This window comes from Streptomyces sparsogenes (assembly GCF_001704635.1).
GTDB classification, from domain to species: Bacteria; Actinomycetota; Actinomycetes; order Streptomycetales; family Streptomycetaceae; genus Streptomyces; species Streptomyces sparsogenes.
The window spans coordinates 35,366-57,508 of sequence record NZ_MAXF01000230.1; the positions used below are offsets into that span (position 1 = coordinate 35,366).

General features: G+C 70.0%; 20 protein-coding genes and 2 pseudogenes. 9 read left to right on the forward strand and 13 right to left on the reverse strand.

Annotated elements, in window-relative coordinates:
- Positions 1 to 1,011: 1,011 nt before the first annotated feature.
- The 4 genes and pseudogenes from BBH68_RS41690 (at position 1,012) to BBH68_RS37710 (ending at position 3,987) form a co-directional block, all read left to right on the forward strand.
- Complete coding sequence (locus tag BBH68_RS41690) at positions 1,012 to 1,407, forward strand: hypothetical protein (protein ID WP_141713159.1); 396 nt, start codon at positions 1,012 to 1,014, stop codon at positions 1,405 to 1,407.
- Between the two features lie 616 nt (positions 1,408 to 2,023).
- Entirely contained in the window at positions 2,024 to 3,124 is a 1,101-nt protein-coding gene (locus tag BBH68_RS37700; RefSeq protein ID WP_065968416.1) for a hypothetical protein, read from the forward strand.
- A gap of 69 nt (positions 3,125 to 3,193) precedes the next feature.
- Positions 3,194 to 3,501, forward strand: a pseudogene (locus BBH68_RS37705) (transposase); the annotation flags it as partial.
- A 231-nt stretch (positions 3,502 to 3,732) separates the two neighbouring features.
- Positions 3,733 to 3,987 (forward strand): hypothetical protein, encoded by a 255-nt coding sequence (locus tag BBH68_RS37710; protein ID WP_065968417.1) that lies wholly within the window; start codon positions 3,733 to 3,735, stop codon positions 3,985 to 3,987.
- Here the strand turns inward: BBH68_RS37710 and BBH68_RS43795 are convergent.
- Together BBH68_RS43795 and BBH68_RS37720 are read right to left on the reverse strand one after the other, a co-directional pair.
- Entirely contained in the window at positions 3,947 to 4,822 is an 876-nt protein-coding gene (locus BBH68_RS43795) for a DUF6817 domain-containing protein (protein ID WP_065968418.1), read from the reverse strand. The two genes, BBH68_RS37710 and BBH68_RS43795, sit on opposite strands and share 41 nt — an antisense overlap.
- 5 nt (positions 4,823 to 4,827) lie before the next feature.
- On the reverse strand, positions 4,828 to 5,721 hold the full coding sequence (locus tag BBH68_RS37720) for a ketopantoate reductase family protein (RefSeq protein ID WP_065968419.1): 894 nt from the start codon (positions 5,719 to 5,721) through the stop codon (positions 4,828 to 4,830).
- Between the two features lie 264 nt (positions 5,722 to 5,985).
- Here BBH68_RS37720 and BBH68_RS37725 point away from each other — a divergent pair, with 264 nt between their 5' ends.
- The 3 genes from BBH68_RS37725 to BBH68_RS43800 all read left to right on the forward strand — a co-directional run bounded on the left by BBH68_RS37725 (position 5,986) and on the right by BBH68_RS43800 (position 7,730).
- Positions 5,986 to 6,888 (forward strand): LysR family transcriptional regulator, encoded by a 903-nt coding sequence (locus BBH68_RS37725; protein WP_065968420.1) that lies wholly within the window; start codon positions 5,986 to 5,988, stop codon positions 6,886 to 6,888.
- Between the two features lie 79 nt (positions 6,889 to 6,967).
- Positions 6,968 to 7,267 (forward strand): transposase, encoded by a 300-nt coding sequence (locus BBH68_RS37730; protein ID WP_065968421.1) that lies wholly within the window; start codon positions 6,968 to 6,970, stop codon positions 7,265 to 7,267.
- 280 nt (positions 7,268 to 7,547) lie between these two features.
- Positions 7,548 to 7,730, forward strand: coding sequence for a hypothetical protein (locus tag BBH68_RS43800; RefSeq protein WP_245738512.1), 183 nt, complete (start codon positions 7,548 to 7,550; stop codon positions 7,728 to 7,730).
- A gap of 165 nt (positions 7,731 to 7,895) precedes the next feature.
- On the opposite strand, the gene BBH68_RS37740 is transcribed toward BBH68_RS43800, so the two are convergent.
- Genes BBH68_RS37740 through BBH68_RS37760 form a run of 5 tightly spaced genes read right to left on the reverse strand, consistent with a single transcriptional unit; the run spans position 7,896 to position 12,680 of the window.
- On the reverse strand, positions 7,896 to 8,609 hold the full coding sequence (locus tag BBH68_RS37740) for an SDR family NAD(P)-dependent oxidoreductase (protein WP_065968422.1): 714 nt from the start codon (positions 8,607 to 8,609) through the stop codon (positions 7,896 to 7,898).
- Positions 8,609 to 9,451, reverse strand: coding sequence for a polysaccharide deacetylase family protein (locus tag BBH68_RS37745; protein ID WP_065968423.1), 843 nt, complete (start codon positions 9,449 to 9,451; stop codon positions 8,609 to 8,611). The genes BBH68_RS37740 and BBH68_RS37745 overlap by 1 nt, the downstream gene beginning before the upstream one ends.
- 2 nt (positions 9,452 to 9,453) lie before the next feature.
- The gene (locus BBH68_RS37750; RefSeq protein ID WP_065968424.1) at positions 9,454 to 10,590 is read right to left on the reverse strand and encodes a C45 family autoproteolytic acyltransferase/hydrolase; all 1,137 of its coding nucleotides are present in this window, start codon (positions 10,588 to 10,590) and stop codon (positions 9,454 to 9,456) included.
- A 17-nt stretch (positions 10,591 to 10,607) separates the two neighbouring features.
- Positions 10,608 to 11,912, reverse strand: a complete 1,305-nt coding sequence (locus BBH68_RS37755) for an MFS transporter (RefSeq protein WP_245738513.1) — start codon at positions 11,910 to 11,912, stop codon at positions 10,608 to 10,610.
- Positions 11,913 to 11,957: 45 nt separating this feature from the next.
- On the reverse strand, positions 11,958 to 12,680 hold the full coding sequence (locus BBH68_RS37760; protein WP_245738520.1) for an SDR family NAD(P)-dependent oxidoreductase: 723 nt from the start codon (positions 12,678 to 12,680) through the stop codon (positions 11,958 to 11,960).
- A 366-nt stretch (positions 12,681 to 13,046) separates the two neighbouring features.
- On the opposite strand from BBH68_RS37760, the gene BBH68_RS37765 reads away from it, so the two are divergent.
- The gene (locus BBH68_RS37765; protein WP_245738514.1) at positions 13,047 to 14,648 is read left to right on the forward strand and encodes an ABC transporter substrate-binding protein; all 1,602 of its coding nucleotides are present in this window, start codon (positions 13,047 to 13,049) and stop codon (positions 14,646 to 14,648) included.
- 182 nt (positions 14,649 to 14,830) lie between these two features.
- The gene (locus BBH68_RS37770) at positions 14,831 to 15,139 is read left to right on the forward strand and encodes a hypothetical protein (protein ID WP_065968427.1); all 309 of its coding nucleotides are present in this window, start codon (positions 14,831 to 14,833) and stop codon (positions 15,137 to 15,139) included.
- 47 nt (positions 15,140 to 15,186) lie between these two features.
- Here the strand turns inward: BBH68_RS37770 and BBH68_RS40225 are convergent.
- From BBH68_RS40225 to BBH68_RS37795, 6 genes and pseudogenes are all read right to left on the reverse strand, one after another.
- Positions 15,187 to 15,756, reverse strand: a pseudogene (locus tag BBH68_RS40225) (aminotransferase class III-fold pyridoxal phosphate-dependent enzyme); the annotation flags it as partial.
- Positions 15,757 to 15,816: 60 nt separating this feature from the next.
- Positions 15,817 to 16,722 carry a carbon-nitrogen hydrolase family protein gene (locus tag BBH68_RS37775; protein WP_065968428.1) on the reverse strand — a complete coding sequence of 302 codons (906 nt, stop codon included), beginning with the start codon at positions 16,720 to 16,722 and terminating at the stop codon, positions 15,817 to 15,819.
- A complete protein-coding gene (locus BBH68_RS37780; RefSeq protein WP_245738515.1) occupies positions 16,719 to 17,513 on the reverse strand; it encodes an ABC transporter ATP-binding protein in 795 nt (264 codons plus the stop codon). The genes BBH68_RS37775 and BBH68_RS37780 overlap by 4 nt, the downstream gene beginning before the upstream one ends.
- Positions 17,510 to 19,486, reverse strand: a complete 1,977-nt coding sequence (locus tag BBH68_RS37785) for a dipeptide/oligopeptide/nickel ABC transporter permease/ATP-binding protein (protein ID WP_065968429.1) — start codon at positions 19,484 to 19,486, stop codon at positions 17,510 to 17,512. Before BBH68_RS37785 ends, BBH68_RS37780 begins: the two co-directional genes overlap by 4 nt.
- Positions 19,483 to 20,499: an ABC transporter permease gene (locus BBH68_RS37790; protein ID WP_065968430.1), complete on the reverse strand. Its 1,017-nt coding sequence runs from the start codon at positions 20,497 to 20,499 to the stop codon at positions 19,483 to 19,485. Before BBH68_RS37790 ends, BBH68_RS37785 begins: the two co-directional genes overlap by 4 nt.
- Positions 20,499 to 22,082, reverse strand: a complete 1,584-nt coding sequence (locus tag BBH68_RS37795) for an ABC transporter substrate-binding protein (protein ID WP_065968431.1) — start codon at positions 22,080 to 22,082, stop codon at positions 20,499 to 20,501. The genes BBH68_RS37790 and BBH68_RS37795 overlap by 1 nt, the downstream gene beginning before the upstream one ends.
- Positions 22,083 to 22,143 lie beyond the last annotated feature (61 nt).

Sequence of the window (22,143 nt, forward strand, 5' to 3'; positions counted from 1 at the left end):
CGTCCGCTGCGCCGCACGGCACTGCGGCCCCTGCGAACTGCGGACCTCGTGCACCGACGCCGCAACCGGCCGCAACCTGACCCCGCGGCCAGAGACCGAGCAGGACACTGACCACTGGCGCCGCCGCTACGGCCACCGCGCCCCCCTTGAGGGCACCAGGGCACCATCTGCTACGGCGTCCCGTACTACCTGCCGGACGCGCCCGGTGACCAGACGTACTGCACGGTGGTCTCGGCACGGCAGATCAACGAGAGCTGGACCGAGGCCAAGTACTGCCGCGTGCTGTGACGCGGAGCGGCCGACGGGGGCTTCCAGCGGTGAAGTGGCGGCCTTGGGGGCGCCACGTTCGCCGTCCGGCCGCAGCCCGGCGGCTCGGCGGCGGGCTGCGGCCTACTCGTCCACTCGCGGCCGGGCTGCCCGTGGTGACCCCGGAGTCCGCGAAGGGGGGCGGCCAGCAGCCGGTCGCGGTCGGCGGTCGAGGGGGCGGCAGGCCGGGCCGAGGTCTCGCGCCTCCCGCCCCACGGCACTGGCCTCGTCGTGCGTGCCGACGGCGGTCAGCTGGCGGCCGCGGCCCCGTTTGGTGCCCAGCCGCACGGCGGGGTTGGCGGTCCCCTTGGTAACCGGTGAACTCCAGGGGGGGGCGACCCCGGACGCCGGGACGTCCCGGGAGGCGTACGTCGGGGATGGTGCTGCTGCCCTGCCGCGCGCGGGCGGCCGCCGCGGTGTGCACATACCGCACGAGGAGTCTGCCGAAGGCGGCGTCCTGGTCGGCGTGGTGTTCCGCGCTCTGCTCGCGGGCGTACTCGTGGAGCAGGCCGTGGAACTCGTAGTGGCCGGTGGTGAGCCGTTCGAGCAGGCTGGCGTTGGCGAGCTGGGCCAGGGCCGTCGCGGCTCGGGGCAGCGGAATCCCGGCCAGCGCGGCTGCGGCGGCTCGGCTGCGACACGGCCGGGTCCGATGGCCCGTGAGAGCAGCTCGATCGCGTCCACGGGCGGCAGTACGCCGAGCGTTTTGTGCCGTGCGCCGTCGCGGGCGGCCGGCTCGCGCAGCTTCGCCCGGCTGGTGACCAGGACCAGCGCGTCGCCGCCCGGGATCAGGCAGCGCACCTGGTCGCTGTCCCGGACGTTGTCGAGCAGGAGCAGTATTTTCCGGCACGCCAGTTCGCTGCGCAGGAGCACGGAGCGGGCATCGGTGCCGGCGGGGATCCGCTCAGGCGCGACGTTCAACGACCTCAGCATCGCTTCGAGGGCGTCGGCGGCGCTCACCGGGTCCCCTGGACTGTAGCCGCGCAGGTTGACGAACAGCTGCCCGCCGGAAAAACGATCCTTCACGCGGTGCGCCCAGTGCACTGCCACCGCCGTCTTGGCCGCGGCCCGGACCTCGCGGAGCAGCTGCCGGCCAGGGCCTGACCGCACATAGGTGTCACCCGGATACCTGTCGCGCCGTCCCCGGGCCCGGCGGTCCCGCCGCCGGGCCCGGGAAAGGCCACCGCGGGCGTCCGGCCGTGCCGACCGCCGGCCGGTGCACGGTGCTGTTCGGCAAGCCGACATCCACGGTGGAGACGTGTCCGAACGCGGGCCATGCCCAGTACCACTCTCTGCTCGGGACATAACACGGGACATGACAGGGGAGCCGTGACGGTCGAGTCCGGTGGCCACGGGAAGCCCAGGGGTCCGCGCGCCCGGCCGGAGGGGCCGGTGGCGCGTCGGCGTCGGTGGGCGGCCTCCCGGAGCACTTGCACGAGGGCGACGTGGGCCCCGGGTGGCCGGTCCGGGTTGTGGTCGGGGCGCACGAGCCGGGCTCGGGCCGCAGGCGGACCTGCGCCCCGGGGCGCCCTCCCCGGCGCTGCGGAGGGCGAGCAGCGGTAGGCGCCTCGGGAAGGTCGCACAGCAGAGGCGAAGGGCGGCGGGCCCCCGAGTGATCGCAGCCGGACCGCGGCGACCATACTGGCACGCGCACGTGCCCCTGCTTGACGAAGGACTCATGCCCTCCTCTCCCACAGCCCGTCCCACGACCCCACGCACGGTGTGGCCGGCTCGCGGTCGCCACGTCGGACCGGACGCCGAAGGCGTACTCCGTCACACCCTGCGCCGACTCAAGGACGATCAAGTCATCGACGACTTCCTGGAAGAGCCCGGCGCCGGCGACTCCCCGGAGCGGGTCTTCGAGGCGCGTTGGCGAGTTCCCGGTGACGTGACCGTGCGCGCCCGGCTGAGCCTGGCGCCCCACGTGGGCGGCGGGCGGGAGTGGACCCTGCTCGCAGAGGCGGAACAGCCGTGGGACACGGCATGGCCGTCCCCCGTCACCCGGTTCTGGCCGGAGTACGGTGACTGGGACCACGATGCGGCCACCGGGCTGTCGCTGAACAGGATCAACCCCCTGCCCGAGGACGACAAGGACGCACGGCGCCTGCTCAGGGACTCCGCGCGCGACGGATGGTGCATCCATGTGGTCGTCCACGAGGCCATGGCCCCGGACGGGCGCGGACGACTGCCCGTCGTGCGGTGGCTGCCGCCGAGCCTGCGCCACCGTGTCGTGGAACACCGGGCCGCGCCGCATCAGCTGCGGGTCGTGCACTGGGCGCTGCGGGAGTTCGAGGTGGCGGTGCCACGCGGTGGTGCGGTGGTGTTGCCCGGGACCCCGGCCCCGCCCGGCTACCACGCTGAGGACTTCGCCGTACGCACGGTGTTCCTCGACGGTTCGGAGCCGACCGACCTCGTCGCGGCGGTGACGCGGTTCGCCGCGCTGTCGCGTCCGCTGCCGGACGGCGGCGGCGAGGCCCTCACCGCGCTGAGGGAGGACTGGCACCTGCTCACCCTCCAGGAGGAACTCTCCCGGGAACGGAAACGGGTGGCGATGTACGCCGAGGCGCTGGAGGCCATGACGAAGTCCCGGGACCTGTACCGGGAGGCGACCGAACGTGCCCATGAGGCGCTCGCCGCCTACCGCGAATCCGCCGACGCCACTCCCGCCGGACACCAGCCGTCCGGGACGCGGGCAACGTCCCCGTTCCGACAGCTCACCCGGGCACTGGAGCGCTTGAAGGACAGCACCAAGGCATTCCGTCCCGTCACCACGACCCACAAAGAGGACACAGGCACCCAGTCAACCGGCTCGGACCGCTAGGGTCTGTGTGATGTCGTGATCATCTTGCCGCCTGGTCCGCCCGGATGGCGGATCCGGTAGGAAGGTGGCCTGACGTGCAGGCAACCTACCGACGGGCGGTGGAAGTTGACCGATCCGTTCCTGCCGATAGGTGAGTCGGTCCGTACTCCCAGCGGCTGCGGGATCAGTTCGAGGGTGTGATCTGGCGGTTTCGGACCAGCGCGCAGTGGCGTGAGATGCCGGCCGGGTTCGGGCCGCGGCCGACTGTCTATGGACGCTTCCGGGTCTGGCGGAATGCCGGTGTTCTCACCGCCCTGCTGGAGGGCCTGATCGCTGAGGCCGCTCGCCGGGGCAGGACGGACTTGTCCCTGGTCGGTGTGGACTCCACCACTGCCCGTGCCCTGAAGCGTGTCTTTATTGCCGTACGGTGGCCGACCTGGGGCTTTGCGATCGCCATGTATGGGCGTGATCAGTGATCGAGGGTCTGCGACTGCTCTGCCTGATCTTCTGCCGACTCCTGGGCTGCCTCCTCCTGCTGGGCCGGTCGGCCGCCGTGGACAACGCCGAGATCCTCGCGCTTCGTCGACAACCCCCGCTCCGAGGATAAGGGCGGCACGAAGCTGCAGATCGTGGTCTTCCTCGTCGCGTACGTGACCATCATTTACTCGGTGATCTCTTGGCTCAAGCTCGACGCGGTCCCGGCGCAGACGGTGATCTATCTCGCGTACCTTCTGAGGCCGCTCATCATCGCCACCGGCTTTGCGGTATTCCCGCGCCGCAAGGCGCGGAGTGCGGACGAGGCGAGTGCGGCCCGCGCCTGGATGTACGGTGTCATCTGGCTGATCAGCGCCTTCGCGATGAACCCGTTCGCGGGATGTCGGTGACCAGGCACAGGTCTGCGCTGCCAGGGGTGGGGTGCGTGGCGTGCGGGAGGAGTTCGCGGCCGGCCTGATGGAGGTTGATCTTGCTGGCGCCGAAGGTCAGTGCGCGGCGTCCCTCCCCGAAGGTGACCGGGCGCACGCCCAGGACGCGTTCGTAGAAGTCGACGGTCCGTTCGATGTCGGCGACGGTCAGCACCAGGTGGTCCAGGCCGGTGATCCGGATTCTCGGCCCCGGTTCGAGGGAATACCGGCCCAACTGCCGTTCGCAGGCGTCCCATGCCGGGGCGGAGAGCAGGTCTCGTGAGTGGGTGAACAGCCGGTGCAGGGTGGGGCCGTGGCGCTCGGCGAGGTCGGGATTGTGCGCGAGCACGTCGAGTTCGTTGGCCGCGGTGATCTCGACGAAGGCGCGCACGTCCGGCGGCGATGGGGTGTGCTCACGGCCGGTGAAGCGGTCGCGGAAGACCGCCGATCGCCCGCTCGCCAACCGGGGATACACGACTGCGCGGTCACAGCTGGCGTAGAGGTGGACCAGTGCCTCGGCCCGTTCGCCGATCAGCTCGGCGAGAAGCTCGCGCTCGTCGGTGCCCATCAGGGCGTGGTCGTACCCGTCGGTTCCGTACATCGCGTGACACAGCCCGGCGGCCTTCAGGTCCGGACCGGCGCCCCACTCCGCCAGCAGGCGGGCGACGCGGTTCAGATGGTCCAGGAGCGTACCGCCGGGATGCTTTGTCTCGCCGGCGCCTCGGGCGCGCAGGAAGGCCTGGACCGCGGGCCAGGCCGCCGCAGGGTCACGGTCGCTTCCTGGTGAGCCGCCGTCGGATGGGATGGATCGCCGCATCGGGTTCAGGCCTCCGGGGTCGTCAGGCGTGCGACTTCTGCCACCAGTCGGGCCGTGACCGGGGTCTCGACGTGGTGGGCGGCGCCGGCGCGGAGGACGGCTCCGCCGATGGCGTCGACTTCGAGGGGGCGTCCGGCCTCGGCGTCACGCTGCATGGAGGACTTCATGGTGTCCGGGACGCGGTCGAAGAAGGAGAGAACGGTCTCGGTCGTCACCGGAGCGCCGGCGGCCTGGGCCACGGCGGTGATCTCGTCGAGCACGGTGAGCAGTTCCGGTCGCCGGTCGCTGCGGATCGTGCCGACGTCCGCGCGGTGTCGGGTGGTCAGCAGGGCGAGCGGGGCGAGGAAGGCGAGCTTGTCCCAGAGCATCGCCGTCTCGTCGCTCCGCAGGGTCACGCCGAGACCGGCGTGCCGCAGTTGCTCCGCGAACTCGTCGAGCGGTGCGGCAAGCTCGAGCTTGGTGAAGGGGCTGGTGTGGTTGATGCGTCCTGGTGCGGTGCGCGTGGCTTCGACCCTGATCGTGCCGGCGACGACCTCGGCCGAGGGGTAGCGATCGCGCAGCAGGCCGAGGTGGTCGAGGCCGTTGAGCAACGGGATCACGACCGCGTTGCCGAGGGCGGGGCCCGGGACGCGGTCGAGTGCCTCGTCCAGGGAGGTCTGCTTGACCGTCACGAAGACGGCGTCCACCGCCTCTCGCAACCGTGTGTCCGCCTCGACCGCTGCGGTGAAGGCCCCGTACTGGGCGCTTTCGACGCGCAGGCCGCCCTGGCTCAGTGCGGCGGCGGTCGCCTCACCGGCCAGGCAGATGACGCGGTGCCCGTCACGGGCGAGGAGCGCACCGATCAGGCCTCCGACACCACCCGGTCCGAGGACGGCCACCGTCAGCGGGGCTGTGTTCATCTGAGCTCCTGTCGTCCTTGGGAGACCCGTTCAGCCGGGCGGAGGGCCGACGGGTGCCGACGGGAGGAGTGGCGCGTGGACCACGGCATCTCCCCTCAGCGCGATGCGGGTCGACACCCGCCGGCCGCTCACCGCACCGCGTCCGGAACGGGTGAGCGACGGGCGGGTTGCCGCCCTGGTTCCTGCAGCAATGATCAAGCGCCCCGAGACCCAAGTCAATCAACGGATTTACTGGTATCGCTCCAAGCGATACCTTGGGTCGTCGTGACTCTTGAAGATCTCCGTGTCTTCGCCGCGGTCTGTCGAGCCGGCTCGCTGAGCGCGGTGGCCCGCGACTTTTCCTGCACGCAGTCGGCGGTCAGCCAGCACGTGAAGCGGCTGGAGCGTGAGTTGGGCCTGAGCCTGCTGGAACGGCACACACGGGGCGTGGTGCCCACGCCGGCCGGGCACACGCTGAGCGCGGCGGTCACCGAGGGCCTGGGCGGCATCGACCACGCACTGCGCCGACTCGAAGAAGCCGCGCGCGCGGAAGGCGGATCGGTGCGTGTCACGACGGGGGCCACGACTGTCCGGCACTTCATGGCCGCGGCCGTCGTCGACTTCCGGCGGCGTTTTCCCCGGGCCAGCCTGGAGTTCCAGACCGAGACCTCCAGCCGCGGCTGCTTCGACGCGCTCGCAGCCGGCCGCGTCGACCTCGCCTGGATCACCCTGGGGCTCCCGGTCCGCGCCATCGAGCAACGTCCTGTCGTCGAAATCCCCTGGGCGCTCGCCGTTTCGGCGTCCGATCCGCTGGCGGCCAAGGCCCACGTTGAACCGGCCGACCTGCAGGACGCCCGGCTCATCGGGCTCCCGCAGAACTCAACCTCCCGCCTGCAACTCGGCGCCTGGCTCGCCGAAGCCGGGATCCGGCCGGTGTTCGACACCAGCGTCACCGACTGGGACACCGCGATCCTGCTGGCCGAACTGGGACTGGGCCTGGCCGTCGTCCCGGCGCTGCCCGCCTGGAACGGCCCCGGGCACCCGGACCTGCGGCTGATCCCCGTCCCCGCGCTCCCCGCCCTCACCGCGGGCTGGGCGGTACGCCGCTGGGACGCCCTCTCCCCGCTGGCCCGCGCGTTCGCCGACACCGTCGCGCACCATTGCGGCAAGCAGACCGTCCGGGAATAGCCGCGGACCGCGACTGAAGCTTCCCCTTGATCGTGGACACCTGGAGACTGGGACGAGGTTCCAGAGGAAGTAGTGCCAGGTGGGTAGTCGGTACTCGAAGCGGTATTCGGAGGAGTTCAAGCGGGACGCGATCGCGTTGGCCCGCTCCTCCAGCAAGACGATCACGGAGGTCGCGCGGGATCTGGGGGTGAGCCCGGAGAGCCTGCGCGGCTGGGTCAAGCGTGACCGGATCGACCGCGGCGAGGGCGGGCCAGGCGAGCTGACCACCGCCGAGCGTGAAGAGCTCACACGGCTGCGCCGGCAGAACGCCGAGCAGCAGAGGACGATCGAGATCCTGCAAAAAGCCGCGGCCTTCTTCGCCAAGGACAGCGACCGGTGAACGAGGTCTACCGGTTCATCGCCGCGGAGAAGGCCGTCTATCCGGTGGCCCTGCTGTGCCGCGTCCTGGGCGTGGTCCGCTCCTCGTTCCACGCCTGGCTGGAGGCCGAGCAGGCCCGGTCCGCGGCGGCCTGCAACCCGGCTGCATCACACACAGCGACCGCGGAAGCGAATACACCTCAGCCGAATTCCGCGCCGAAATACACAGATCGGAGCTTCGGCAGAGCACCGGCAGGACCGGCTCGTGCTTCGATAACGCCGCAGCCGAGAGCTTCTGGGTGGTGCTCAAGGAAGAGATCGGCACCCGAATCTGGCCCGACCGGGCCACCGCCCGCGCCGAGGTCTTCGCGTCCATCGAGACCTTCTACAACCGGCGCCGCCTGCGCAAGCACCCTGTCTTCGGGTATCTCACGCCCCAGGAAACACGCCAGCGGCTCCCGAACGACCAAACACTCGCAGCGTAAGAGAAGAGTGTCCAAGATCACGGGGAAACTTCACTCTGGCCCATTCCCCGTGGTGCGGCGCAGGAGCACCCATGCACGGTTCCGGCAAAGGCGCCTGACCTGCGCCGCATCTGGGCTGCCGCTGCCGAACGACCACCATGCGAGAGCCGGGGCGCCTGCGTGGGGTCAGCCCAGCCAGTTGGGTGCGTTCCGTGTGCCGATGCTGTCGCCTCCGTCGACCGGGATGCTCTGTCCATTCACCCACGCCGCCTCGTCACCGAGCAGCCATGCGATCACGGGGACGATGTCAGCGGCCTGCGCGACGCGGCCCTGTGGGCTGGCGGCTGCCATCTGCTCGATGTACGCGGGGGGTACCGGGCTGAGCTCGGATCCGACGTCGACGAAGCCGGGCGCGACAGCGTTGCAGCGCAAGCCGAGGGCGGCGGTTTCCAGTGCGAGCCCCCGCACGACGGCTTCGAGGGCCGCTTTGGACGCGGCGTATGCGGTTGTGCCGGGCCGGGCCCGGCGGGCCGCGCCGCTGGAGACGAAGACCATGGAGCCGCTCCTGCGGTGGGAGCCGCACAGGCGTGCGTATTCGGCTCCCGAGATCAGGGCTGAGCGGGTGTTGACGTTCATCACCCGGTCGAAGATCTCTTCGGTGGTGTCGACCACGCGGTGAGCGGGGTAGAGGCCGGCGCAGTGCACCAGCGCGTCAAAACCGGCGTTGGCCTCCCACGAGTCTTTGATGAACGATGCCACGACGCCGGGTTTCGACAGATCCAGTTCGGCGACATCCGTCGCTATCACTGCCCAGCCGTCTTCACGCAGGCGGGCGTGGACGGCTCGGCCGAGTCCGCCCCCTGCGCCGAGGAGCAGAGCGGTTTTGGAGGAAGGGGCCATCAGAGGGAAGCCTCCAGATGGTCGCGGTAGCGGCGGCTCGTGTCGTTGCAGGGGGCGAAGGCCACACCGAGGTCGAGGCACCCGACGATGAACTCTTCCAGGGCGAGCATGCGGTCGCCGCGTCCGATGACCTGTGGGTGCAGGGTGACGGTGAGGACCCCGTCCTCGGTGTGGCGGACCATGTACCGGACGTCGCCGAGGAAGCGGCGGAACATGGCGTGCGGGTCCTGCAGTCCGGGCATCACACCGGCGGGGGTGCGGACGAACTCCAGGTGGGGGTAGTCGTCCAGGGTCCAGGAGACGGGAAGTTCGACGACGCGGCTGATCCGGCCGAACTCGAAGGGACCGTCGGGGTGGTGCTGGTCGCCGGTTCGGGCCAGGTAGGGCTTGTGGTCGGTGCCCATGAGGGAGGAGTCGTAGTCGACTCCGATCTCTTCCAGCAGTTCCACCGTGTGGGGGGTGAAGTCGAAGCTGGGGGTGCGGTGGCCGGCCGGTGGGGTGCCGGTCAGGTCCTTGATGAGGCTGGAGGCTCGTTTCAGTACCGCGAGTTCGGCCTCACGGTCGAGAGTGGACACGGGCTCATGGAGGTAGCCGTGCAGGGCTATCTCGTGGCCGGCGTCGTGGACGGCTTCGGATTGCTCGGGGTAGGTCTCCAGGGTGTGTCCGGGAATGAAGAACGTCGATGTGATGCCGTAGGTGTCCAGCAGGCGCAGGATCCGCGGTATGGCGTAGGCGCCGAATTCGCCCCGGGAGACGGGGCCGGGGCTGGTCATGTCACGCGCGGCCCACAGGGAGATCGCGTCGAAGTCGAAGGTCAGACAGACGGTTCCTCGTTCGGTCACTGTCAGTCCTCGGGAGCGAAGTCGTGGGCGGCGGCGGCCGCCGGGGAGCCGAACGGGGCGTCCAGCTCCCAGCGCGTGTAAGGGTGCTTGCTCGGTGGGCCCGGTGCGATCCACAGGGTTCGCGCGGTGAGGTCCATGACGATCGAGTAGACGGTGGACACCTGGTCCGCGGTGGGGGCCTGGGGGTCGGGGTATCGGCAGATGCCGTCCGGGTAGGACCACTCGTCGCGCAGGACCCGCACGACGTCCGTGGTCGACACGTTGTGCTGTGCGATCGCAGGGGCGAGGAGGTGGCGTACGCGGGTGGGACGAAGCTGGGTGAGTGCGCTCGTTGCGGCTTTGAGGTCGGTGAGCGGGAGGTCGGCCAGGAAGTGGTTGGCGTGGGCCAGGAGACCGCTGTCGGGCAACAGGGTGCCGAAGACGTCCGGGGCCAGCTCGAAGTCGATTGCCTCGCCACCGGAGGCGTCGGCGATGAGGACGTTTCCCGAGGAGATGCGGCGTACGGGGAGAAGCCGCTGGTGGGCCTTGGCCATGGTCGTGGACTGAAGTGCGCCGCGCAACAGAAAGTGGTAGGGAACTCCTTCGCCGCCGGCGTCGCGATCGGAGACGAGGAGGTTGGCGCAGACGCCGAGTCCGGCGGAGTTGAGGCCGCTTTTGGCGAGCATGCCGGCCTCGGTCAGTGACAGGACGGTGAAGCCGGACGGGTCGCGCGTTGCGAGGAGGAAGGTGACCTCGGCCTGTTCGGGATGCCAGTCCCAGTTCTGTGCGAGGAGGGTGTGGCCGTTGTCGGTGTGGCTGGGCAGCACAGCCAGGGAGGTACAGCCTTCGTCGCGGTAGCCCGTGCCGTAGAGGAGTTCCGTGCGTGCGTTCAGGGCCACGATCCTGGACAGGGGCTGTCCGGATCCGGCCGCCATCCCGTCGAGCATGGCGGCGATGTCGGGGTCGTACTGCTGGGCCAGGTCGTAGTACGTCAGGCCCCAGCGGTCGATCGTCTCGTCGTCCAGACGGGCTTGGCTGCGGAACCGTTCGCTGTAGGTCTCGACGCTCCGGGCGATCATGTCGGCTGTGCGGACGCCGATCTGCTCACCCATGGAGCGGTAGTCTCCTTCGACGGCGATCAGCGGTGGAACGGGGTTCATGCGGGTGGGGCTCCAGTTCATCGCAGGGGAGAGCGGTAGGACTCGGGCATGACGTACACCGTCACGAGGGTCACCAGGGCGGCAGTGGTCGGCAGGATGGCGACGGCCAGGGGCGTGCCGGTGGCGGCGACGATGCCGGAGGCGAGGAAGGCGGCGGTTCCTCCGAATGCCATGACGGCGAAGTTGTAGCCGATGCCCAGTGCCGAGTAGCGCACCGAGGTCGGGAAGAGCTCGGCCAGGGCGGCAGGACCGGGTCCGGAGATGCAACCAAGGCACAGGGCGATGATGATCTGCCCGGTGTAGACGGCGGCGGTGGACCCGGTGTCGAGCAGGGCCATGATGGGGAAAGAGAGCAGGACGAATCCCGCGGCGCCGGTGAGCATCAGCTTCTTGCGTCCGATGCGGTCGGACCACAAGCCGAAGACGACGATCGACGTGGTGAGGACGGACAGGCCCACGAGAGTGGAGGCGTTCACCACGCCCTCTGCCACCTCTGCCTCGGTGCGCAGGTAGGTGGGCAGGTAGGTGAGGAAGAAGAAGTACGCGACGGTCCAGCCGACGGTGAAGCAGAATCCGCGCAGCATCGCCGCCTTCTGGTGAGCGAAGGCGGTTCTCAGAGGGCTGGTCCGTGGGGCGGTTCCGGACTCCTGTTCGGCGAAGGCCGGTGTCTCTTCCAGTCCGAAGCGCAGGAACGCTGCGACGATCGCGGTGACCGCGCCGAGAAGGAAGGGGACACGCCAGCCGAAGGAAAGCATCGCGTCGCCGGGGAAGACGGCGGTGTTGATGGCGATCACAGCGGCTGCGAGGAGAAATCCTGCCGCCGTGCTGACCTGGTTGAAGCTTCCGAACAGGCCACGTTTGCCTTCGGGGGCGAACTCCACCAGCATCGCGGCTGATCCGGCCCATTCTCCGGCCACGGCGAATCCCTGGATCAGGCGCAGCACGACGAGGAGGGTCGGCGCGAGCATGCCTGCGGTGTCATTGGTTGGCAGACAGCCGATGAGGGCGGTGGCCAGGCCCATGAGGACGACGCTGATGAACAGGGCGGGGCGGCGTCCGTACCGGTCGCCGATGTGTCCGAACACCACGGTACCGATCGGGCGGGCGAAGAAGCCCACGGCGAAGACGGCGAAGGTGGACAGGGCCCCGGACGTGGGGCTGTCGCTGGGGAAGAACAGGGTGGCGAGGGTAGTGGCCGAGTAGGCGTAGATGAGGTTGTCGTACTGCTCCAGCAGATTGCCGACACTCGTAGCCGCCAGTGCAAGGCGGCGCTGGCGCAGCATCTGGAGCGGGGGATGCGGCTGGGAGGAAACCGAAGACATTGTGTCTCCTGGAAGAAGCGGGACGGGAGAGAGGGGAAACGGAGGTCAGGAGGCTGCGAGGTAGCCGCCGTCGACGGGGATCAAGGCTCCGGTGACGAATGAGGAGGCCGGGCTCGCAAGGAGTTCCACGACCGGGCCCAGCTCCGACAGCTCGCCCGGGCGGCGCAGAGGGGCGCCGTCGACGCGACGGGTCAGCTCGGCGGCCGGCAGGTCGGCCAGCATGGCCGTCCTGAACACTCCCGGCAGGACCGCGTTGACGCGGATACCGCGGGGCGCCAGTTCCACAGCGGCTACGCGGGTGATCTGGTGCACGGCGGCCTTGCTGGCCTGGTAGGCGACGGACGAGGGACTGACCTGCGAAGGCGGTGCTGTGGTCGTGCCGTAGATGGAACCGATGTTCACCACGCATCCCTGGACCTTCGCCAAGTCTTCGGCGAACGTCTTGATTCCCCTCCACACGCCCCAGACGTTGACCCGGAGGATGCGGTCGAAGTCCTCGTCCCCGGTCGTCAGCACATCCGCTCGGCTGCTGGTGCCGGCGTTGTTGATGAGGACGTCCAGCCGCCCGAATCGCTCACGCAGCGTCTGCGCGCACTGCTCCCAGGAGGCAGCGCTGGTCACGTCGAGCGCGATCGTGTCCAGACTCCGCTCTCCGTGGAACGACAGATCGGCTCGCACAACCTGCGCCCCGGTTGCCGTCAGGTGATCGGCCACGGCGGCGCCGAGACCTCGCGCCGCTCCGGTGATCAGTACGACCTTGTTGTCCATGCTCACGGCCGGTCCTCCCATCGGGCCCAAGCAGCGCACCTGCGCGCTGGTCCGGATCACCCTAGGAACGGCAGGTCAGCGCGGCATCGGGCATTCACCCGATACCGTCCGGCCACGGAGGGTCGTCAGAGAGCGGTGTCATCGTCGCTTCCAGTTCTCCCCGGCATTCCTTGAGCGTCGTGCAAGATTCGTCCTAAAATCACCGGACCTCGTTGTCGCCGTACCGGGGTGCACGGCACGCCGGCCAGCGACCGGTGCCGCAGAACCGGAGTACTCATGAGCAAGACAAACGGCTCCGGCCAGTCCCCCGCCCCTCGCCCGTCGACGCCTAAGTTCCTCGAGGTGTCCTCGGCCGGGCGCCGCTATGTGTCGGACCGCCGGTTCTTCGCGGAGAGGCCGTATCTGGAAGACCTCGCCCGGCGTGCGCTGGCCCGCGCGTCCGATGCCTCGCTGTCCTTTCTCGACAGCCACGGCGGCTCACTGATGCGGGTCACGCTGGAGGCCACCAGCACGCTGCCCCGCACTGTCCGCCTTGAGACGGGCGCCTGCCAGGCTCCGTACGGCCTGACAACCCGGGAGCTGCAGGTGGCGACGTGTATGGCGGGCGGGCTGACCACCCCCGAGATCGCCGCGGCACTGGGATGCACCCGGCGCACCGCCTCCACGCACGCGGAGCATGTCCTGACCAAGTGCGGCCTGCGCTCCCGGGCTGCGGTCGCCACTTTGATCACCGCACTTCAGGCGCACACGCTGCCAGTCCCCGCCGAGGCTCTGGTCCTTCCGCCAGCCCTCGCGGAAGTGCTGTCGTCGACTCCACGCCCGCCTTCGCCTCCGCCTCCGCAGCCGCATCCGATCACCGTCGGGCTGATCTATCCGGACGGCCCGACGGCCTCCGGCGTTGATCACCTGCACATGCGGCAGGGAGCCCTGCTCGCCCTGGACGAACTGGAACAGCGCGGCGGGCCGGCTGGACGGCGCGTGCGGTTCGCTCTCCGGCAGGCCACTCCGGACGCTCTTCCGGCGGCCCTCGAGGAGATGATCGTTTCCGGGGCTCACGCCGTGCTGCTCGGCAACCAGCCGGCCCAGGCCGCCCGGGAAGCACTCGCCCTGGCTGCCGATGCCGGCACCCCGATCATGCATTCGATGATCGCGCCCTCCCTCACCGATGCCGTGTTCCACAATCCACGAACCCTGGGTCACGTCTTTCAGGCCACCGCAGACGAGTCCTCCTACCTGCGGGGTTTCCTGCGTACCCTCGGCCTGCTGAAGACGAGCGGGAGCTGGCGGCCCAGAGGGCGGCGGCTGGCACTTCTCCTGCGGCGCAGCACCATCACGGAAGTCCTCAGCGAGGACCTTCGCGATGCGGTGTCAGCGGCCGGCTGGGATCTCGCTGTGGCGGAGAGCGTCGATGAGCAACACACGTCGTGGGAACAGATCGCCGAACGGCTGGAAGAGGCAGATCCTGACGCCGTGTTCCTGTCCGTGATGCCGGAACCGGTCCTGCGGCGGTTTCTGGAGGCGACGACGGAGCTGCGGAGCCGAAGCCTCGTACACACCGCCTGGGCCCCCACGACTCCCGGTTTCACCGAGCGGCTCGGGCCGCTCGCGGAAGGACTGATGTGGTCGACGGTCGTCGGCGTACGCGAGTCCTCGGTCTCCGACGTCTTCGCCCAGCGCTACCACGCCGCCTACGGGGTCCCGCCCGGGCTGGGCGCCGCAGCAGTCCACTACGACCTCGTCCACGTCCTGGCCGCGGCGTGGGCCGCAGTCGACCGACCGTGGAACCATCTGGGTGTCCAGCGCTATCTGCGCTCCACACCCCATCACGGGGTCGCCGGGACGTACTCCTTCTCCGGCCGGGGCCAACGGGGCCTGGCCTACCCGGATGACGATGCTACGGACCCAGCGCTGGCCCACCCACACCTGACCTACCGGATCCGACACGGCAGACACCGACTGCTCACCTGAAGAAGCCGGTGCCGTATCAGCCGCCGGGCTCCCGCACGGTGTGAGGGAACCCGGCGGCCGCGGTGTGGCCGCTTCATCCGCCTCCTCGCCCCATTGGCACCAAGTGGCTGCGTGAGTTCCCGGCCAGCGGGGCGCCGGCGCCGAGCTCGTGGGAAAAGTACGCGCGAGCGGTCAAGGAGTGGATGACCCTCACCCGCGAAGCGCGCGTCGACCGCACCGCCTTCTATGGCAGCCGTCCCTACTCCCAGCTCCGTGCCGAGTTCGAGCGTCGCCGCCAGGCCCTGCAGCAGGCCGGAGACATCCCCGACCTCTGTGAAGCCCAGATTGTCCGGCTCAAGGTGGAGAGCACCAAGCTCAGGGAACGGCTGACCCGATCCGGGCAGACGATCAACGAGCTTATGGCTTCCGCGCCCAGGCTCCGGCACGGCTCGTCGCCCAGTACGAAGAGACCGTCCGGCTCCGTGCAGCCGCCCTCGGCACAAGCCGCGTGAGCCGCCTTCCTCCCGCAGCCTCGGGTGACGTGGTGCATGCGGGCGAGTTTCCACGCGGACTCCACGGACTCCGAGCCGCCGGAGGTGAAGAACACGCGATGGATGCCGTCGGGTGCCAGAGCGGCAAGTCGCTCGGCCGGCTCGATGACGGCGGGGTGCGCGGTGTTCCACAGGGTGCTGAACGGTAGGCGGCTGAGTTGCCGTTCGGCCGTCCTGGCGAACTCGGGGCCGTAGGAGTAGCCGAGCTGTGCGCAGAACAGGGCGGACAGGACGTCGATATAGCGGTTCCCGGTCGTGTCGTAGACGTAGACGCCTTCGGCCGGTCGGGCAGGAACATTCCCTGACCGCTGCGCAGGCTCGCGTGTTGGCCGAAGTGCAGGAGCAGGTGTTTGCCGGCTGCTTCGCGCAGCCGGTCGGCCTGGTGTGTGGTGGCGGGGTGGTCGGGCATGGCGGTTTCCGGGGAGGTCGGCGGGCACATGAGGGGCAGACGGGAGCTCGGCTGGGCGAGTGGGCGGACCCAGGCGCAATGCGCGGCCACATCGCGAGCATCTGCCGGCCGCCGGAGAGTATCCGAACGCGGCTCCGAGAGGGCTCGGCGGCGGAAACTCGGCGCCCACTGCGGAGCCAGGGCGTCAGGCGCCGGGCAGCCCGTCGCGACCGCGGGACCGCTGGGCGTCTCAGGCTCCTGGCGATCCGGCCCGGGCGGGACGCAGCGGGCCGAGGCCGGTCATGATCTGGCCCTTGTCGTAGCCCTCGCTGGCGGGCGGAAAGGGGGGCGGAGCGTCGCGCAGTTGCTTCCACAGGGGGTTCAGGCCGAGGGTGCCGTGTTCACGGGTGATGGCCACGAGGTCGAGGTCGAGGTGGAAGGTGAGGAACTCCTCGCCTGCGCCGCCCTGGGCCAGCACGCGGCCTTCGGGGTCGGTGGCGATGCTGCGGCCGGTGCCGAAGAGGCCGCCGATGTTCGGGTTGAGAACGTACACCTGGTTGGTGATGGCGTTGGCGCGAGCGAGAACGAGTTCCTGTTCGCGGTCGGATGTGCGGGTGTAGGTGGGCTGGATGATGACCTCGGCGCCCATCCAGGCGAGGGTGCGGGAGATCTCCGGCACCCAGCCGTCGTAGCAGATCGCCAGGCCGAAGCGGCCTACCTGGGGGATGTCGAAGGTGGCGTAGGTGTCGCCGGGCACGGAGGTCTCGTACGGCATCCAGGGGAAGATCTTGCGGTACGAGGCCACCACTTCACCCTGCGGGGAGATGGCGACGGCCGTGTTGTGGACGCCCTTGGCCGACCGCTCCGGGATGCTGCCGGGGACGATCCACAGCCCGGTGTCGGCCGCGAGCCGGCACACCGCGTCGGTGGTGGGACCTGGGATCGGTTCGGCGAGGCGGTCGAGGTAGCCGGTCGGGTGGCGGGCGTCGAAGCTGCCGAAGGCGCTCAGGTACAGCTCGGGGAAGACCACCAGGCCGATGGACGGGGAGAGGGCTTTGAGGGAGCGCACCTCGCGGCTGAACTTCGCAAATGTGGCCTGGGGGTCGCCGGTTACGGGTGCGACCTGGGCGAGAGCGACGCCGAGGATTCGGCTCACTGGGCGGCTCCTTGTGTGAGGGCTGCGATGTCGGGTGTGCCTGACGGGAAGTCCGGTGGGTGGAGCCCGGGGACGGCGTCGAGCAGCCTGCGGGTGTAGGTGTGCTGGGGGGAGTCCAGGACCTGGGCGGTGGGCCCGGTCTCGACGAGTTCGCCGTGCAGCATGACGCTGACCCGGTCCGCGATGTGCCGGACCACGCCCAGGTCGTGGGTGATGAGAAGGAAGGCGAGGTCGCTGTGGTCGCGCAGATCGAGCAGCAGGTTGAGGATCTGCGCCTGGACGGAGACGTCGAGGGCGGAGGTGGGTTCGTCGAGCACCAGCAGCGAGGGGCCGACGGCGAGGGCGCGGGCGATGGCGACGCGCTGGCACTGGCCGCCGGAGAGCTGGTGGGGGTAGCGGGTGAGGACGGTCGCGGGAAGGCCGACGCGGGCGAGTTCCGCGGTGACGTCGGTCACGGGCCGGTCGGCTTCGCGCAGTGGTTCGGCGATGAGTTGCCGGACGGTCATCCGGGGGTTGAGGGCGGCGTAGGGGTTCTGGAAGACGATCTGTACCTGGTGGCGCAGCCGCCGCAGCTCCTTGCGGCTCAGCCCGGTGAGCGGGTGGCCCGCGATGCGGACGGTGCCGGAGGTGGGCTGGATCAGGCCGAGCACGCACCGCGCGAGGGTGGTCTTGCCCGAGCCTGACTCGCCTACCAGCGCGTGTACTTCGCCTGCGGTGATGGTGAGGTCGACGCCGGCGACGGCGGTGTGCGAGCCGAAGGTCTTGACGAGCTGCTGTACGTCGAGGATCACGCGGGGACTCCCTTCGGCTGGGTGAGGTGGCAGGCGCTGGCCCGCGCTCCGGCGGCGTGCAGAGGCGGCGGGGTGGCGCATGCCTCGGTGGTGTGGGCACAGCGGTCGGCGAAGGGGCAGCCGGTGAGCAGGTCGGGGCGGTCCGGCACACTGCCGGGGATGGCGGGCAGCGCTTTGCCGGGGGCGGCCCGGTCGGGGAGGGCGGCGAGCAGGGCGCGGGTGTAGGGGTGGTCCGGGGTGTCCAGTACGTCGGCCACCGGGCCTGATTCGACGACCTGACCGGCGTAGAGCACGTACATCCGGGTGCACAGTTCGCGGACCTCGCCCAGGTTGTGGGTGATGTACAGGACTCCGAAGCCGTGCTCGGCCTGCAGACGGCGCAGCAGGGAGCGGATCTCCTTGGCCACGGTGACGTCCAGGGCGGTGGTCGGTTCGTCGGCGATGAGCAGATCGGGCCGGCACAGCAGAGCGGCGGCGATCATGACGCGCTGCAGCATGCCGCCGGAGAGCTGGTGAGGGTAGGAGCGCGTGACGCGCTCGGCGTCCAGGCCCACTTCTGCCAGTGCGATGCTCACCTGCTCGGCCGCTTCGGTCCGGGTGCCGCCCTGGTGCAGGCGTACCAGCCGGGCGAGTTGGCGGCCTAGCGGTGTGACGGGGTCGAAGGAGGCGGCGGGGTTCTGGAAGACCATGGCCACTCGCCGGCCGCGGACCGCGTGGAGGCCCGCAGCCCGCAGGTCCTGGCCCTGGAGCCGGATGGCGCCGGAGGTTTTGGCTCCAGCGGGGAGCATGCCGAGGACACTGAGGGCGGTCAGGGACTTGCCGCAGCCGCTCTCGCCGACCACCCCCACGACCTCGCCCGCGCGCACGTGGAGGGAGACCTCGCGTACGACGGCGGCGTCGCCGATGGTGACGCGCAGCCGGGAAATCTCCAGGAGGGGTGCCGCCTGGCCGTCTGCGCGCCGCTCGCCCAGGCCGGGCGCGGTCTCGTCCTGAGTGGCGGGCAGGGGGCTCGCCGCGTCGGTGGCCTTCCCCTCCGGCCGGCGCCGCAACCGAGCGGCGGCCTGCCGGGCCAGTGTGCGCAGGCCGCGTCGGGCGGTGGCGGAACGGGCTTCCGTGCGCGGGTCGAACACGTCACGCAGAGCGTCGCCAATGAGATTGAAGGCCAGCACGGTGAGGAGGATCGCCAGGCCCGGGAAGAGCGCCGCCCACCAGTGGGTCTGGAGGTCGGCACGGGCCTCGGCCACCATCAGGCCCCAGTCCGCCTGCGGCGGGCGGGTGCCCAGGCCGAGGAAGGCCAGTGACCCTGCGGCCAGGATCACGGTGCCGATGTCGACGGTGGCCTGCACCAGGATCGGTGAGACGGCGTTGCGCAGAATATGCCGCACCATGACGACTCGGTCCTTGAGCCCCAGGGCGCGCGCTCCCTCGACGAAGGGCCGCTCACGCATGGATGCGGTGAGGCCCTGGACCAGCCGGGTGTACCAGGGCCACCAGGCGATGGCCAGCGCGAGGGCGGCGTGCTCCAGGCCGGGGCCGAGGGTGGCCACGATGGCCATGGCGAGCAGCAGGGGCGGGAAGGCCAGGAACATGTCGCACAGCCGCATGATCGCCTCGCTCACGCGCCCGCCGCGGAAGCCCGCGATCAGCCCCAGCGGTACGCCCACCAGCACGGCGAGTCCGACCACAAGGAGCGGTACGGTCAGCGCCGGCCGGGCCCCGTAGATGATGCGGCTGAGCACGTCGCGGCCAAGGTTGTCGGTGCCGAGCAGGTGCCCGCCGTCGGGTGGCAGGTGGCGGGCGGCGACCTCGGCCGCTCCGGCGCCCTGATCAGGGTGCGGGGCGAGCCAGGGGCCGAGCAGGGCGGCGGCGACCAGGGCCGCGAGCAGCACCAGGCCGAGGACGGCGAGCGGGTCGCGGAGCAGGGCGGTGTAGCGGGCGCTGCGCGGTGGGATGGTCTGCGGGCTGTGACTCATGCCGGCCTCACTCGCGGATCGAGGCGCGCGTGGACGAGATCCACCGCGAGGTTGACGAGGACGTAGGCGACGGCGCCGATGAGGGTGACGCCCATGACCGCCGGGTAGTCCAGGCTCAGCAGGCCGGAGGCGGCGTACTGGCCGAGGCCCGGCCAGTCGAATACCACTTCGACGAAGAACGCGCCGGTCAGGGCGTAGGCGGCGGTCAGGCCGAGCACCGTGACGGTGGGCGGGAGGGCGTTGCGCAGGGCGACGCGCCAGACGAGGGTGCGTTCGGGGACGCCGTAGGCGCGGCCGACGCGGATGTAGTCCTGCTGGAGCGCCTCCAGCATGCTGGTGCGGGTCATGCGGGCCACGACGCCGAGCGGGTAGGCGGCCAGTGTGAGGGCCGGCAGGATCAGGTGCGCCGAGGCGCTGGCCAGCGCCGCCCCGTTGCCGGTGAGGAGCGCGTCCACCGTGTTCAGTCCGGTGATCGAGTGGATCGGCGCGGTGAACTCCAGGTCGCTGTCCATGCGCCCGGTGGGCGGCAGCAGTCCCAGGCGGCCGAAGACCAGCAGCTGGAGCAGCAGCCCGAGCCAGAAGGCGGGCACCGATACGCCCGCGATGGACAGCAGCCGCACCGCCTGGTCGATCAGTCTGCCGGGCCGCACCGCGGCTATGCAGCCGAGGGTGACGCCCAGCACCAGCGCCACCGTCATGGCGGCGCCGACGAGTTCGAGGGTGGCGGGCAGCCGGTCGCCGAGCTCGCCGAGGACCGGCTGCTTGGTGGCGATGGAGGTGCCCCAGTCCCCGGTCAGCACCTTGCGCAGATACGACAGGTACTGCACCGGCAGCGGCTGGTCGAGGCCGAGGGCGTGTGTCACCCGTTCGACCTCCTCGGGCGTCGCCTTGGCACCGACGTAGGTGAGGGCGGGGTTGGAGGGGATCACCCGGGAAAGGACGAAGGTGATCGCGCTGACCCCGAGGAGGACCAGCAGGGATCCGCGCAGCCGGCGCAGCAGGAAGCGCCCCATCAGCTGGCTCCGTGGCGCAGCTGGTGGAAGGGGATGGAGAAGGAGTAGTTCGGGTTGCAGGCGAAGCCCTTGACCTCGCTGTTCATCACGACGGGGGTGCGCACGTCGTAGAGGAACGCGCCGGGGGCCTGGTCCAGCAGCCGGCGCTGCGCCTTGCCGTACAGCTCGGCGGCCTTGTCCCGGTCGGTGGCGGTGTGGGTGCCGGCCTCGTCGACGAGCTTGTCGTACGTGGTGTCCTTCCAGTAGCTGAGGTTGAAGAACGGCTTGTCGCTGCTGCGGAAGAGCGAGACCAGGTTGTCCGAGCCCGCGTCGGAGTAGGTCGGCCAGTACATCAGCAGGAAGATGTCCTGCGCCTTGGCCGGGTCCGCCTTGGCCTTCTCCCACTGCTGGTTGAACAGGATCGGCTGCAGCTCGACCGACACACCGACCTTGGCGAAGGAGTCCTTGATCAGCGGGGCGTACTTGGCCTGCTGTGCGTTCTCCGCCGCGTAGCTGAGGGTCAGCTTCAGGCCCTTGCCGCCCTCGTATCCGGCCTCTGTGAGCAGCCGGCGGGCGGCCTCAAGGTCGTACGGCGTCTGCGGCAGCTGCTCGTCGTGAGGGAAGGCACCGGCCGGTACGGGGCCGCGAGCACGGGTGCCGAAGCCTTCGGTACCCACCTTGAGGATGTCGTCGTAGGGGATGGCCTGCGCCAGCGCCCGGCGTAGCTTCACGTTCTTCAGCGGGCCCTTGGCGGTGTTGAAGAAGGCCGTGTGGCTCTGGAAGGTGGGACACTCGGTGACGGTGTAGCGCTTGTCCTTCTTGAACTGGGCGACGTTCTCCAGTGGCAGCGAGGCGGCGTAGTCGACCTGGCCGGACTGGAGCATCTGCTGCTGCGCGGTCGGCTCGGCGGTGATCCTGGCGACGACCGTGCGGTAGCGCCCGCCCTTCCAGCCGCCCCAGTACTTGTCGTACGCCTTGAGTACGACCCTCTTCTTGGCCTGGTACTCCGAGACCCGGTACGGGCCGGTGCCTGCGTCCACGCCCTTGGCGAAGTAGTCCTCGCCCCTGGCCAGGGCCTTGGGGCTGACGATCCACGCCCCGTACATGGACGAGGCGATCATGTCGACCGGGGCGGCGCTCTTCAGCTTGAGCACGACCGTGTGCTCGTCCGGTGTCTCGATGGTGTCCAGCGCCGACCAGATGAAGGCTGCGCCACCGTCCTTGGCGGAGGCTTCCAGGGACGCCTTGACCGCCGCGGCGTTCATCGGCTCGCCGTCGTGAAAGGTGACCCCCTCGCGCAGATGGAAGGTCCACGTCTTGGCGTCGGCGGAGGACGCCCAGCGCTCGGCGAGGGCGGGGCGGAAGCGTTCCTTCGAGCCGGGCGGGTTCATCCACAGCAGCGGCTCGTAGACGTTGCTGAGGTAGTAGACCTCGGTGGAGAACGACTTCACCGGATTCCAGGTCGTCACCTCGGCGGTGGTTGCCACATTGAGGATCTGCCCGGTGCCACTGCCGGTGCCACTGCCGGTACCGCTACAGGCAGACGCGAGCAGACCGCAGGCCACCAGAGCGGCGGCGGCCGGTGTTCTTCGGGACGTGGCCATGAGTTCGCTCCTCAGGGAAGGCACATTCGCCGGCCGTTCAAAGTGAGACAACAATGGGCCC